A 13,976-nucleotide genomic window follows, 5' to 3' on the forward strand; every position below is an offset into this window, starting at 1 on the left:
TTTTTTTATGCCTCGAGAAAAGTGCTGCGCCCGATCAGGCACGCAGCGTCGACAACGCGGACAAGCCCCGCTCCCAAATTTGCCAGGTACGCAGCCAGACCATGGCCTGCCAGTCGCTGTCAGCCGGATAGAACTGCTCCAGTAAATTGAGCTTGATCCCGCGCCCCACCGCATCACTCGGATTGCCATGCAGGTGCAGCCAGTGGTCATCGCGCAAATGCCGATGAACGTCGGCCCCCGGATACGTCCCGCACTCGATCACAAACGGCATCAATCGCACGTCAGGCAAAGCATTAAGCAGCGCTTGCGAGGTGTAACCCGTCGCAGTCGCGGCCACTCCGGTTTCGCTCGTGGTGTTGGCGCCAGTGTGCAAGGTGTAGAGCCATGGGCCGTAAATCGCCTGGGCATCGTCCAGCGCCGGATAGGCCGCTTCGGTAATGGTCAGCAGCATCGGATGACCGTATTCACCCGCGCCCGTGTGCAAGTCGAAACACAGGGCGACCTCGGCGTGGGCGATGTGTTGCTGAATGATCCGGTGCAGCGTGCGGTTCGACCAGCTCGGCGCCAGGCCGCCAAAGAACAATCCATCGGGATGACTGTGCTGGCCACCCTCGACGATCGACATCACCGCCGGCCAGCCGTGCTCTTTGATCTGCGCCTCAAGCAAGGCATCCGCCCGATCACGCTCGGGGCCGTGCAACTCAGCGCAGGCATAGATTTGATGCAGCAACCCATAAGCCTGGTTATCCGGCAAAGGACGTTCGAAGTTCAGGTGATTGCGGTTCAGATCGATGTTGTCTTCATTGACCCGACGCAACCACGCCGTGCCCCACGGGTTGATCAGATGGATCATCACCACCGCGACATCCGCCGGTAGCGAACGCTTACCCAAGTCTTGCAACCATTTGATCTGACAGCCCGAGCCATAGAAGCCTTCGACCCCGTGGGTGCCGCTCAGCGCGATCAGCAGCCGTTTGGCGCGCGGATCGCCCAGCACCGCCACATCGGTGCTCAACGGCTCGCCGAACGGCCCTTTGAGCGGATGCGGATACTCGGTCAAGGTCGCGCCGGCCGCCGTGGCCGCCGCGAGGAATTGTTCACGTTGCCCACGGTAACTCGGCTGGGTAGGAAACTCGGTCTGCATGTGTGCCTCTTGTTGGTTTTCTGGCCGCTGTGTTGCTCTCGACCCTACAGAAAATTCACCGACTGATGAAGGGCAAAAGTGTTGTGGCGGTCGGACGCGGTTTGCGTCGCACCCTGTCGGCCGATAAAGTCCCCGGATCTTTTATCCCACGGACGGAGTGCCCCACGTGTTCCCAGCCTTCCACTTGAGCCGCTATCGCTTGCCAGCCTTGTCGCTGATCGCCGCCGCATTAACCCTCGCTGCCTGCAACGCACCGCCCACGTCGACATTGCCCCTCGCTCCGGAGGCCGGCTCGGGTTATCGCACCGACCTGCAAACCCGTCACGCCTCCAGGCACATGGCGGCAGCGGCCAACCCATTGGCGGCCGAGGCCGGGCGAGAGATGTTGCGTCAGGGCGGCTCGGCCATTGATGCGGCCATTGCGATGCAAGCCGTGTTGACCCTGGTGGAACCGCAATCCTCGGGTATCGGTGGCGGCGCGTTGATTGTGCTGTGGGACGGGAAAGCCGTGCGCACGTATGACGGTCGGGAAACCGCTCCGTCTGGCGCCACCGAGAAACTTTTCCTGCAAGCCGATGGCACGCCGATGCCGTTCACCCAGGCGCAGATCGGTGGCCGTTCAGTGGGGACGCCCGGGGTGTTGCGAGCGCTTGAGCTGGCGCATCAGAAACACGGACGCCTGCCCTGGGCGAAGCTGTTCGAACCGGCGATAAAACTCGCGGAACACGGCTTTGCCATCTCGCCGCGTTTGCATCAGCTGATTGCTTCCGACTCGTCGATGCAGCGGTCGCCGGACATGATGGCGTACTTTCTGAATGCCGATGGCAGCCCGAAAGCGGTGGGGACATTGCTGAAAAACCCGCCGCTGGCCGCCGTGCTGAAACGCATCGCCAAAGAAGGGCCGGATGCGTTGTACAAAGGGCCGGTTGCCGAAGAAATCGTCGCCAAAGTCCAGGGGCATAAAAACCCGGGCAGCCTGTCGCTGAACGATCTTCAAGGCTACAAGGCCAAGGAGCGCGCGCCGCTGTGCACCGACTACAAACGCTGGCAAGTCTGCGGCATGCCGCCACCGTCGTCCGGCGGGATTGCCGTGGCGCAGATCCTCGGCACCCTGCAAGCCCTGGAAACCCGCGACCCGCGCCTGGCCCTGGCGCCGCTCAAACCCCACAAGACCGATAAACCCGCCGGCATCGAACCCGCCCCCGAAGCCGTGCACCTGATCTCTGAAGCCGAACGCCTGGCCTACGCCGACCGCGCGCAATACGTGGCCGACACCGACTTCGTGCCCGTGCCGGTCAACGGCCTGGTAGATCCCGCTTACCTGGCCAGCCGCGCCGCCCTGATCGGCGATCGCAGCATGGGCACGGCCAAACCCGGCACGCCGCCGGGCATTCAAGTCGCTTACGCGCCGGACCGCTCGCCACTGCGCATCTCCACCTCGCAAGTGGTCGCCGTCGATGACGAAGGCGGCGCAGTGTCCATGACCACCACCGTCGAATCGGCGTTCGGCTCGCACCTCATGGTCCAGGGCTTCATGCTCAATAACCAGATGACCGACTTTTCGTTCATCCCCGAAGAGAACGGGCAGAAAGTCGCCAACCGCGTCGAACCCGGCAAACGCCCGCGCTCTTCCATGGCCCCTACCCTGATCTTCGACCGCCAGAGCGGTGAATTCCTCGCCACCGTCGGCTCCCCTGGCGGCTCGCAAATCATCGAATACGTCGCCAAATCCACCATCGGTCTGCTCGACTGGAACCTCGACCCACAAACCGCCATCAGCCTGCCCAACTTCGGCAGCCGCAACGGCCCGACCGAACTGGAACAAGGGCAGTTCAGCCCGGCGTTGATTCAGGCGCTGAAAGACAAGGGGCATGTGGTGAATGAAATCGACATGACCAGCGGGACTCAGGCGATTGTTCGGGTCAAGGATGCGCAGGGAAAGGCTTCGTTGGAAGGTGGGGCCGATCCGCGGCGTGAGGGGGAAGCGTTGGGGGATTGAGTCATACGCAGGAATGAGAAAAGGCTTACCGGGAGGTAGGCCTTTTTGATATTGCCTGCCAGACAGTTGCGCGCCGAGAGGCGGATGTCGCGGAGTGAATCGTTACCAAGCCTAGCGGCTGATCTTCAGCGCCTGCCGCGCCTGATGCTTTTCCAGCGCCAGGTCGATCAGGCGGCTGACCAGTTCGCTGTAAGTCATGCCCGTGGCCTGCCACAGCTTGGGGTACATGCTGATGCGGGTGAAGCCGGGCAGCGAGTTGATCTCGTTGATCAGCACTTCGCCGCTGTCGGTCAGGAACACATCGACCCGCGCCAGGCCAGAACAGCCCAGCACCTGGAAGGCCTCGACGGCCAGGGCGCGAACACGTTCGCTCGCTTCGACGCTGATGTTGGCCGGAACCACCACCTGGGCGGCCTGGTCGTCGATGTATTTGCTGTCGTAGGAATAGAAGCCGCTGCTCACGACGATCTCGCCACAGCCACTGGCGATCGGCTGATCATTGCCCAGCACCGCGCATTCAATCTCGCGACCGCTGACGGCAGATTCGATCAGTATTTTTTCATCAAAGCCCAAGGCCAGTTCGACCGCCGCCGTGTATTCGGCTTCGTTGGTCACTTTGCTCACGCCCACCGAAGAACCCTGGTTCGCCGGTTTGACGAACAGCGGCAGGCCCAGTTTGCCTTGTACTTCAGCGAACCCGGTGCGCTTGGCACTGGCGCGATTCAACGTCACAAAGGGCGTGACCGCGATCCCCGCGTCACGCAGCAGGCGCTTGCTGATGTCCTTGTCCATGCACACCGCAGAACCCAACACATCGGAGCCGACAAACGGCAAATCCGCCATGCGCAGCAAGCCTTGCAGGCAGCCGTCTTCGCCGAGGGTGCCGTGGACGATCGGGAAGATCACATCGACGTGGCCCAGCAGTTCCTGGCTCGAAGATTCCACCAATTGCTGACTGGCCTTGCCCGGCACCACCGCCAGTTCGCGATTGGATTGATTGAGGGCGATCAGCGCCGGGTTTTCCTGATTGAGCAGGAAGTTGGAGGGGTCGTTGAGGTGCCAGTGCCCCTGTTTGTCGATGCCGATCAGCACCGGTTCGAAGCGCGAACGGTCCAGTGCATCGACAATGTTTTTCGCCGATTGCAGCGACACTTCATGCTCCGCCGAACGGCCGCCAAAAATAATTCCTACCCGCAGCTTGCTCATTGCCTGGCCTCATGGTGAATGTGCTGTTTGATACCACGGTAACGCCGATGAGTTAAAGACTGAAACTTCGTGCAACCTCGACGGGTCATTGCTAATACGCATCCCGCCATACAGAAGGCCGCCCTTGAACGCTCCGACCGATCGTCGCAACAGCCTCTCCCTGGACGGGCTCAACTTCTTTCTCGCCGACGTGCGCGACGGGCTCGGGCCGTACCTGGCGATCTATTTGCTCGCGGTGCACCACTGGGACCCGGCCAGCATCGGCCTGGTAATGACCCTGGCCGGGATCGCCGCGTTGCTGACCCAGACGCCTGCCGGTGCGCTGATCGACCGCACTCGCCGCAAACGCGGGGTAATCATCGTGGCGGCGCTGCTGGTGACGGTGAGTTGTCTGCTGCTGCCGTTCATTACGTCGTTCACCCTGGTGGCGATGACCCAAGCCTTGAGCGCCGTCGCGGCCTCGGTGTTCGCCCCGGCCATCTCTGCCATTTCACTGGGCATCACCGGGCCACGGGCCTTTACCCGTCGCACCGGGCGCAATGAAACTTTCAATCACGCGGGCAATGCTGTCGCGGCGTTGCTGGCCGGTGGTTTTGCCTATTTGTTTGGTCCGGTGGCGGTGTTTTACCTGATGGCGGTAATGGCCCTGGCCAGCGTGATTGCCATCAGCTTCATCTCGCCCCAAGCCATCGATCACGACGTTGCCCGAGGCTTCGACCCGCAGGGCCCGGCCCATGGCGAACAGCCTTCCGGCCTGAATGCCTTGCTGCACAACCGACCGCTGCTGGTGTTCGGCATCTGCTGCGGGCTGTTCCACCTGGCGAATGCGGCGATGCTGCCGCTGGTGAGCCAGAAACTGTCCCTGGTGAATCTGCAGATGGCCACACCGCTGACATCCGCCTGCATCGTCGCCGCGCAATTGGTCATGGTGCCGGTGGCGCTGCTGGTGGGATGGAAGGCCGATGTCTGGGGGCGCAAACCGTTGCTGCTCGCCGGCTTCCTGATCCTGCCCTTGCGCGGGGTGCTGTATACCCTGTCGGATGATCCGTACTGGCTGGTGGCGGTGCAGTTGCTGGACGGCGTCGGTGCCGGGATCTTCGGCGCCTTGTTTCCGGTGGTGATCAAGGACCTGACCCAAGGCACCGGACGCTTCAATGTGAGCCTGGGCGCGCTGTCGACGGTGTTCGGCCTGGGCGCCGCACTGAGCAATGGCTTGGCCGGGCTGGTGGTTCAGCAAGCGGGGTACAGCGCGGCATTCCTCACCTTGGCGGCGATAGCGGGAGCAGCGCTGGTGTTGCTCGTGGTGGCGATGCCCGAGACGTTGAATCGCGGGTCCACCATGGCTGACCAACCGGTGGCCACTGCGCTGACCTGATCAGCGACTGGCCACCAAATGCGCGCCGAACAGCAGGTAACAACTGCCGGCAAAACGGTCCAGCCATTTGCGCGAACGCTCATAAACGCCGGCGACCCGGCGACTGGCAAACAGTAGCGCCACGCTGCAATACCAACTGAACGACAGGCTTGCCATGGTCAACACCGCCAGCGCCAGCAACATCGGTGGCGGTGAGGCCGGCATGGCCGTGGCGAAAATCGTCGCGACGAACAGCGCCGACTTGGGATTGGTCATGTTGCCCAAAAAGCCCCGCCCATAGGCCGACAGCAGCGTACACCCTGCCCCGTCCAGCGAGTCGCTTGCACCCGGCACCCGCGCCGGTTTGCGCTTGAACTGCTTCAACCCCAGATAGATCAGGTAACAGCCACCGGCAATCTTGAACGTCAGATAAAGCGTTGGCGCCGCGCTGAACAGCGACTTGATGCCCAGGCCTCCGGCCAAGCCCCACAACACCGTGCCCGTGGCGACGCCCAACGCGGAGACTACGCCGTGCCGTCGGGAACAACTGGCCGACAATTGTGCGATGTTGAAGAAGTTGGGGCCCGGCGTGATGACGGCGACCGTCCACAAAAGGGCCAGAGACAATAACGGCGCGGCGTAACTCAGGTGACTCAGTTCCATTGGAAGAATCGCCTTCATGGCACCGGAGGATTTTGCACCTTGCAACATTTTGTCGCGCTTTTCTACTTGTCGTTGTGATGTATCGGTCAGCAGACAGACCCTTGTTCCTGGGTTAACGTGCTCTGAACCGAGTACAAGACAACAGCACCATGACCAAGCACACGCTCCCCAACGACTGGCTTCACCGCGCGCCCAACGTTGGCGGGCTGGAGCGTATCGAGGCGTATTTTGCCGGCCACGGCTACGAGCTGCATCGTCATGACACCTACGCCATCGGCCGCACCCTGGCCGGGGTGCAGCGCTTTCAGTACCGCGGCGGCTGGCGGCACAGTCTGCCGGGTGGGACTTTGGTGCTGCACCCGGACGAGATCCACAATGGCGAGGCCGGCACCGACAGCGGCTTTCATTACCGAATGATGTACATCGAACCGGCGCTGATCCAGCAGATACTCGGCGGTCAGCCGTTGCCGTTCATCAAGACTGGCCTGTCCACCGATCCACGCTTGTTCGCGGCCACCGATGTGCTGATGCGCAGCCTGGACGACCCGCTCGACCCACTGGAGGAACAGGACGCACTGTTCGATCTGGCGCACGCCCTGAGCACCGTTTCCGGCACACCTGGCAAACGCCAGGGCTTCGACTATGTGGCGGCGGAGCGAGCCCGGGAGTTCATGCACGGCGCCCTTGATCGCACCGTGACCCTGGAGGAACTGGCGCAGCACAGCGGGCGGGATCGCTGGAGTCTGTCGCGGGATTTCCGCCTGTTGTTCGGCACCAGCCCTTATCGCTACCTGACCATGCGGCGCCTGGACCTGGTCCGCGCGCTGCTGATCCAGGGCCAGTCGCTGGTCAGCGCCGCCCTCACCGCCGGCTTCACCGATCAGAGCCACATGACCCGCCAATTCAGCAAAACCTACGGCCTGTCACCGGCGCGCTGGATGAAAATGCACCGGCGCTGAAGCACGCACAATCGTTCAAGAATTCACATCGACAGGCTGGTTATCGTGGGCCCGGAATCAATCTGGAGTACCCCTCGATGAACACATTCAAAAGCCTGAACTTCCTGCAGAAAATCGAACTGATCGACCAGCACTGGTCACCCCGGGTCATCGCTGAAATGAACGACTATCAGTTCAAAGTGGTGAAGCTGCTGGGGGATTTCATCTGGCACGATCACCTGGACACCGACGAAACCTTCATCGTCCTCGAAGGGCAATTGCGCATCGACTTTCGCGATGCTCATGTGCTGATTTCGGCTGGTGAAATGTACGTCGTGCCCAAAGGCGTCGAGCACAAGCCGTCGGCGGAACAGGAAGTGAAACTGCTGCTGATCGAACCCAAGGGCGTGGTGAACACCGGCAGCGAAGGCGGCGAACGCACGGCGGTGAATGATCTGTGGATTTGAAAAACAGCGCCAATGCGCAGACTGTGGCCGTCGCGATCACTTGACCGACTTCCCGGTCGACGAATAAGGACATTCCATGAGCGACTTCCCGACCCTCGAAACACCGCGCCTGCTGTTACGCGAAATCGTAACGGCCGATGCCCCTACGGTGCTGGCGATTCACGGCGATGAACAGGCGATGCGCTGGTTTGGCATGGACCCGATGACCGACATCGCCCAGGCCCAGGCCTTGGTCGAGACATTCGCCGAGTCGCGCACGCTGCCCAATCCCGGTATCCGCTGGGGCATCCAGTCCCGGGAGCAGAATGAATTGCTCGGCAATTGCGGCCTGTTCAAATGGAACAAACCCTGGAAGAGCTGCTCGCTGGGTTTTGCGCTGGGGCAATCGGCCTGGGGCAAGGGCATCATGTCCGAAGCGCTGCAAGCCACGCTGGTTTGGGGGTTTGCACAGATGCAGCTCAATCGGATCGAAGCCACGGTCCACCCGGACAACCAGGCGTGTTTGAAGCTGCTCGAACGCTTGGGTTTCGTCCAGGAAGGTTGCCTGCGCCAGGCGGGTTTCTGGCTGGGGGAACATCACGATTTGCTGCAACTTTCATTGTTGCGCGCAGAGTTTGCACCCTCGCCGATCCGGGGGACTTAGTCAGACTCGCTCAGGGCCTTGCCATCCACCGGGTCACCGATCTTCAAGAAGTGCCCACCGGCGACATGGTGCAAGGTGCGCAACGCATCGTGCCCCTCGACGTGCCAGCGGCCATCGCTGAACACGCGTTCATCGGCCTGGACGGCAGTCTCTGCTCCTGGGAAAAGCGCCGATTGTAGCGGGATCCCCCGGGTAAACATCAAGTCGCCAATTGATTGGCAAACTGGCCCACCGCGTTCACCACTTTCTGCGCGCCGTCGCGAATCTCGACGATGACCGTGCCCGCCTCCGCCGCCAGCGCCAGACCTTGTTCTGCCTGGACTTTGCCGTCGGTCATCAGGCTGACGGCATTGCGCGCCATGTCCTGGTTCTGCCGGACCACGCCGACAATTTCATCGGTGGCCTGGCTGGTGCGTGACGCCAGTTGCCGGACCTCGTCCGCCACCACCGCAAACCCTCGGCCCTGCTCACCGGCCCGCGCCGCTTCGATGGCCGCGTTGAGCGCCAACAAGTTGGTTTGCTCGGCAATGCCGCTGATGGTCTTGACGATGGTGCCGATCACCAACGATTGCTCGTTCAGCGCTTCGATGCCCTCACCGGCGGTTTGCATGTGTTTGGCCAGGTCGCGCATCACGTCCACCGCCTGAGTCACCACCGCCGTGCCGCGCTGGGCGCAGTTATCGGTTTGCAGCGACGTGCTGTAGGCAATGTTGGCGGCCTCGGCGACGGCTTGCTCCTGATTGATCTGATCGGTAATCACCGTGGCGAACTTCACCACTTTGTAGAGTTTGTTGTTGGCGTCGACCACCGGGTTGTAGGACGCCTCCAGCCAGACCTCGCGACCGTGACTGTCGATGCGTTTGAAACGGTCGGCGATAAACTCGCCATTGTTCAGACGGCGCCAGAAATTCTGATACTCGGCACTGTTGTACTCCTCAGGTGTACAGAAGGTGCGGTGATGTTTGCCCTGGATCTGCGCCAGGCTGTAACCCATGCCGTTAAGGAATCGCTCGTTGGCAGTCAGTACGTTGCCATTGAGGTCGAACTCGATCACCGCCGTCGAACGCACCAGCGCACCGATCAGGTTCTCGTGTTCGCGAGACGCTTCGATGGTGCGGGTCAGGTCACTGGAGTAAATCGAGAAATGCTTGATCCGCCCGTCCGCCGAGCGCACCGGCTGCAGGATGGAGCGCAGCCACGCCTCGGCACCATTGCCGCGCGACAAACGCACGGTACCGGCGAAATGCTCACCGCGAGTCAGCGCATTTTTGAAGCGCCGATGGAATTCGTCGGACTTCACATGCGTCGGCACGATGTCTTCGATGTGCCGCCCGATCAGGTCATTGCTCTTGTAGAGCATCTCGCCAAGAAAATTCTGATTGACCGATTGCACCCGCCCATCAGGATCGAGGGTCAGGACCATCATCTCGCTTTCCAGGCTGTCCTTCACTTGCAGGAGGCTGGAGAGTTCTTCGCGAAGAGCGGACAGCTCCTGCTTCAAGCGTTTGTTGAACATGGGAAGGCACCGATGGGCAGGGAAAGAAAGCGGGATACAGCCTAGCCATCGGCCTTGTGGATATTTTCTGAAGAGTGGTTGAGGGTTGTCCTACAAAAATAATGGCGAGGTGCCATTTGCCACAGAAGTCCCGTAAGGGCCGGTTATAAAACCCACCGCTCTAGCCCGGCCACATGAGGTGTCCTCCGTTGCTGTGGTAGCGCTGGTTGACTGGAGCCCCCCCTCGTCTATCCCCGATATCGCTACAGACAAGGCGCCACGGAACGACTCTCGACCTTGGGCATGCGCGTGCCGAAATACGCCGCGCTGCTCACGCCCACCGCGCCCATCACCGCGCAGAAGATCACGCAGATCCACGGGCTCCACGGCATCAGGCCGATCAGCAACAGCGGTGTGATACTCGCCCAGGCGGCGTAGGCAATGTTGTAGGTGAAGGAGATCCCCGAGACGCGAATCCGCGCCGGGAACAGGCTGACCATTACCGACGGCACCGCGCCGACCACGCCACAACTGAGGCCGGCAATCGCATAGGCCAGACCGATCCAGTCCCCCCCGATGATCAGGCAGGTGTAGAGCACGCCAATGCCCAGCGGCAGTAGCAGGCTGTAGAGCATCACCGTGCGCCAGGCGCCGATGCGGTCGACCAGCAAACCGGCGAGCACGCAACCGATGTTCAGGAACACGATGCCTAACGCACTCAGGGCGAAGGTGTGGCTGGCGGTCATGCCGAAGGTTTTCTGCATCATGGTCGGAGTGATGACGACGAACACCACCACCGCCGACGTCAGCACGCAGGTGAGGATCATGGCTGGCAACATTGCCAGACGATGCTCGCGCAGCACCGTGCGCAGCGGCAGTTCGACCGCTTCATCGCGGCGGGCCTGCATGGCCATGAACACCGGGGTTTCGCTGAGCCAGCGCCGCAGCCAGACACCGATCACACCAAACACGCCACCGAGCAGGAACGGGAAGCGCCAGGCGTAATCGAGAATTTCAGCCGGCGTAAAAGCCTGGGCCAGGAAGGTCGCGGTCAGTGCGCCGATCAAGTAGCCGAACGTCAACCCGGCCTGGAGAAATCCAAGCGCATAACCGCGATGACCGGCCGGCGCGTGCTCGGCGACGAACACCCAGGCGCTCGGCACTTCACCGCCCACCGCCGCGCCCTGGAGGACGCGCAGCGCCAACAGCAGCAAGGGCGCGAAGTAACCGATCTGCGCGTAGGTCGGCATGATCCCGATCAGCAGGCACGGCAGCGCCATCATCAAAATGCTCAGGCTGAACACCTTCTTGCGCCCCAGTTTGTCGGCGAAGTGCGCCATCAGGATCCCGCCCAGCGGCCGCGCCAGGTAACCGGTGACGAAGATCCCGAAACTTTGCAGCAAGCGCAGCCATTCGGGCATTTCCGGCGGGAAGAACAGCTGGCTGAGGGTCAGGGCGAAAAACACGAAAATGATGAAATCGTAGATTTCCAGCGCCCCGCCGAGCGCCGCAAGGCCCAGGGTCTTGTAATCCGAACGGGTAAACGGCACCGGGCGCGTTTCGGTATTGGCAGTCATGAAAAGAACTCTGGCATGGGCAAAAAACCAAGGCGCCCATGGTCTACGCAAATGCGCCGGTGGACAACCCGATCAGCGCCCTGGGTTGGTTTTTAACGGTTCTCTGTGCATTGAATTCGGCCCCACGACACCAATAATCGGGGGCTTTCCAACCCACAGGAAAGCCGCCATGAGCAGCCATACCCGCAGCAAACGCCTGACCGTTCCCCAATTGGTGGCCATGAAAGGCCAACAGAAAATCGTCTCGCTGACCGCCTACACCCGCTCGATGGCCGAGTTGATGGACCCGTTTGTCGACTTCGTGCTGATCGGCGACTCCACGGCCATGGTCGGCTATGGCCGCACCTCGACCCTGGACATGAGCCTGGAAGAAATCATCGGCCACACCCGCGCAGTGGTCGCCAGCACGCGATTGGCCTGCGTGATTGCCGACATGCCGTTCGGCAGCTATCAGGAATCACCCCAGCAGGCCTACCGTAATTGCGCCGAAGTGCTGGCCCGCACCGGTTGCGACGCGCTCAAGCTCGAAGGCGGCAAGGCCTTGGCCGGCACTGTGGAGTTTCTGGTGCAGCGCGGCATTCCGGTGATGGCGCATATCGGCCTGATGCCGCAATACGTCAACGTCATGGGCGGCTTCAAGGCTCAGGGGTTGAACGACACGACCGCCGCCGCCATCGAGGAAGATGCCCGCGCTCACCTCGCCGCCGGTGCGTTCAGCCTGTTGCTGGAAGGCGTGGCCGAACCGCTGGCCCGGCGCATCAGCGATTTTTCCGCAATGCCGATCATTGGCATCGGCGCCTCACCAGCCTGCGACGGGCAAGTGCTGGTGACCGAGGACATCCTCGGTCTGGGCGGCGACTATGTGCCGCGCTTCGTCAAACCCTATGCAGATGTCGGCGCGTTGATCAGCCAGGCGTTCGAGTGTTTCGCCGATGAAGTGCGCAACGGTCAGTTTCCGCAGATGCAGCATTGCTACGGCGTGAGCTGACGCTCTTGCTCAATGGCTGCGGCCAGGGTCTTCACGGCCAGGCCGATGTCCTTGCTCCAATCCACGGTGTAGCTCAGGCGCAAGCAATCGCGCCACAACCCCTGTTGGCTAAACATTTCGCCGGGCGCAATCACAATGCCTTTGGCCAACAGGCGCTCGAACACCCGGCGCATGTCCACCGGGTGGACGGATTGCGCCCACAGCGTTGCGCCCCCCGCCGCTGCCACCACGTTGAGCTGGTCGGCGGCGTGCTCCTGGAGCAGGCAGGTCATTTGCGTCATGCGTTCATGGAGCAGACCGCGCAACACCTGAGTGTGCTGATCGATGCGTCGCGAACCGTACAAGCGGGCCAGGGCTTTCTGCCGGATCGGCGACAGGCGAAACGCGCGGTCGAGGCACTGGCGCTGCATCGCAGCCTCCTGGCCACGAATCAACACATAGCCGAACGGTGCTTCCGAACCGATGACCTTATCGAAGGTAGAAAACACCACCAACCGCTCGGGATCGGCGAAATCCCGATAGCGCGGCTGTTCCGGCAGGAATCCGAATTCGCCATAGCTGTCGTTCTCGAACAACCAGACACCCCGTTCACTCAGCCATTCGCACAGCTGCTGTTTGTCGGCCGCTGGCATCAGGCTGCCGTGGGGAAGGCTCACGGTCGATGAGAACACCGCCAGCGCGACGGTTTCACGCTGCAACAGGTCGTGAACCTGCTGCAGGTCAAAGCGGCCATCGACGTGCAGCGGTACCTCGATCACGCGGATATCCGCAGCGTGCAACTGGCGCAAGATCGCCCAGGAACACGGCGACTCGACCAATGCCACGGTCCCGCGCAGGTTCAGTGCGGCCAATGACATGTCCAGCACACTGCGCAGATCGGCGCCGATGAATACCTGTTCCGGCCGCCAGTAATGCGCGGTCGAACGGGTGTAGCGCTCCGCCAGCACCGTGCGCAGTTCGATCTCGCCGAAGGGCTGATACAACGGCACCGCCGAACGCGGGTATTGGCGCGACAGTTCGCGCTCGGTCATCAGCAACGGGTTTTCCAGGGACAGCAACATCGATGGCGCATCGCTGCTCAGCGCCAGCATGCCGGGCTGGCGCGCGTAGGCGTAAATGTTGTCGAGCAGGTTGGCGGCCGGTGTCGGCGGTTGCATCGAGCCGGCCCGGCAGAAGTACCCGAGCTTGGGTCGAGAAAAAACCCGGCCCTCATCTTCAAGCAAGGCGTAGGCAGATTTGGTGGTGGACACCGAGACGTTCAGGCGCAACGCCAACTGGCGCAATGACGGGAGCTTCCACTCGCCCTCGGTCCGGGTCGAGTCGATCAGCTCGACCAGGTAGCGGTACACGGCCTGATAAGCGAAGGGGCTTTCCTTGTTCAATCGCGGTCATTCCTTGAGGTAGGCACGGAGCAGCATCCTCCCATGATGCGCGGGGTGCAATGTGCGTCCCCCGCTAAAACAGCGCCGCAAAAAAACCGTGATTGATTTACTGTTGGCACC

The 13,976-nt window shown here is 61.7% G+C and carries 12 protein-coding genes and 2 pseudogenes; 6 read left to right on the top strand and 8 right to left on the bottom strand.

The window, feature by feature from the left end; genetic code table 11:
* Positions 1 to 34 precede the first annotated feature (34 nt).
* Positions 35 to 1,144: a DUF2817 domain-containing protein gene (locus ACY4LX_RS28520; protein WP_149661151.1), complete on the bottom strand. Its 1,110-nt coding sequence runs from the start codon at positions 1,142 to 1,144 to the stop codon at positions 35 to 37.
* A gap of 166 nt (positions 1,145 to 1,310) precedes the next feature.
* On the opposite strand from ACY4LX_RS28520, the gene ggt reads away from it, so the two are divergent.
* On the top strand, positions 1,311 to 3,143 hold the full coding sequence (gene ggt / locus ACY4LX_RS28525) for a gamma-glutamyltransferase (protein ID WP_463258466.1): 1,833 nt from the start codon (positions 1,311 to 1,313) through the stop codon (positions 3,141 to 3,143).
* Between the two features lie 111 nt (positions 3,144 to 3,254).
* Here the strand turns inward: ggt and ddlA are convergent, their stop codons facing one another.
* A complete protein-coding gene (gene ddlA, locus ACY4LX_RS28530; RefSeq protein WP_463258467.1) occupies positions 3,255 to 4,349 on the bottom strand; it encodes a D-alanine--D-alanine ligase in 1,095 nt (364 codons plus the stop codon).
* Between the two features lie 124 nt (positions 4,350 to 4,473).
* On the opposite strand from ddlA, the gene ACY4LX_RS28535 reads away from it, so the two are divergent.
* On the top strand, positions 4,474 to 5,724 hold the full coding sequence (locus ACY4LX_RS28535; RefSeq protein WP_463258468.1) for an MFS transporter: 1,251 nt from the start codon (positions 4,474 to 4,476) through the stop codon (positions 5,722 to 5,724).
* On the opposite strand, the gene ACY4LX_RS28540 is transcribed toward ACY4LX_RS28535, so the two are convergent.
* Positions 5,725 to 6,366: a LysE family translocator gene (locus ACY4LX_RS28540; protein ID WP_149661180.1), complete on the bottom strand. Its 642-nt coding sequence runs from the start codon at positions 6,364 to 6,366 to the stop codon at positions 5,725 to 5,727.
* Between the two features lie 149 nt (positions 6,367 to 6,515).
* Between ACY4LX_RS28540 and ACY4LX_RS28545 the strand changes: the two genes are divergently transcribed.
* The 3 genes from ACY4LX_RS28545 (at position 6,516) to ACY4LX_RS28555 (ending at position 8,414) form a co-directional block, all read left to right on the top strand.
* Positions 6,516 to 7,325 carry an AraC family transcriptional regulator gene (locus ACY4LX_RS28545; protein ID WP_463258469.1) on the top strand — a complete coding sequence of 270 codons (810 nt, stop codon included), beginning with the start codon at positions 6,516 to 6,518 and terminating at the stop codon, positions 7,323 to 7,325.
* Positions 7,326 to 7,402: 77 nt separating this feature from the next.
* A complete protein-coding gene (locus ACY4LX_RS28550) occupies positions 7,403 to 7,771 on the top strand; it encodes a cupin domain-containing protein (protein WP_463258470.1) in 369 nt (122 codons plus the stop codon).
* A gap of 76 nt (positions 7,772 to 7,847) precedes the next feature.
* A complete protein-coding gene (locus tag ACY4LX_RS28555) occupies positions 7,848 to 8,414 on the top strand; it encodes a GNAT family N-acetyltransferase (protein ID WP_149661157.1) in 567 nt (188 codons plus the stop codon).
* Here ACY4LX_RS28555 and ACY4LX_RS28560 read toward each other — a convergent pair.
* The 4 genes and pseudogenes from ACY4LX_RS28560 to ACY4LX_RS28575 form a co-directional block, all read right to left on the bottom strand.
* Positions 8,411 to 8,560, bottom strand: a pseudogene (locus tag ACY4LX_RS28560) (flavin reductase); the annotation flags it as partial. The gene ACY4LX_RS28555 and the pseudogene ACY4LX_RS28560 sit on opposite strands and share 4 nt — an antisense overlap.
* A 53-nt stretch (positions 8,561 to 8,613) precedes the next feature.
* Complete coding sequence (locus ACY4LX_RS28565) at positions 8,614 to 9,045, bottom strand: methyl-accepting chemotaxis protein (RefSeq protein ID WP_372242365.1); 432 nt, start codon at positions 9,043 to 9,045, stop codon at positions 8,614 to 8,616.
* 156 nt (positions 9,046 to 9,201) lie between these two features.
* A pseudogene (locus ACY4LX_RS28570) lies at positions 9,202 to 9,930 on the bottom strand (PAS domain-containing protein); the annotation flags it as partial.
* Between the two features lie 242 nt (positions 9,931 to 10,172).
* Positions 10,173 to 11,486 (bottom strand): MFS transporter, encoded by a 1,314-nt coding sequence (locus ACY4LX_RS28575; protein WP_149661162.1) that lies wholly within the window; start codon positions 11,484 to 11,486, stop codon positions 10,173 to 10,175.
* Between the two features lie 169 nt (positions 11,487 to 11,655).
* On the opposite strand from ACY4LX_RS28575, the gene panB reads away from it, so the two are divergent.
* Positions 11,656 to 12,474: a 3-methyl-2-oxobutanoate hydroxymethyltransferase gene (gene panB / locus ACY4LX_RS28580; RefSeq protein ID WP_149661163.1), complete on the top strand. Its 819-nt coding sequence runs from the start codon at positions 11,656 to 11,658 to the stop codon at positions 12,472 to 12,474.
* Here the strand turns inward: panB and ACY4LX_RS28585 are convergent.
* On the bottom strand, positions 12,459 to 13,856 hold the full coding sequence (locus ACY4LX_RS28585; protein WP_463258471.1) for an aminotransferase-like domain-containing protein: 1,398 nt from the start codon (positions 13,854 to 13,856) through the stop codon (positions 12,459 to 12,461). The two genes, panB and ACY4LX_RS28585, sit on opposite strands and share 16 nt — an antisense overlap.
* Positions 13,857 to 13,976 lie beyond the last annotated feature (120 nt).

Source organism: Pseudomonas sp. Emmai (genome assembly GCF_055179735.1).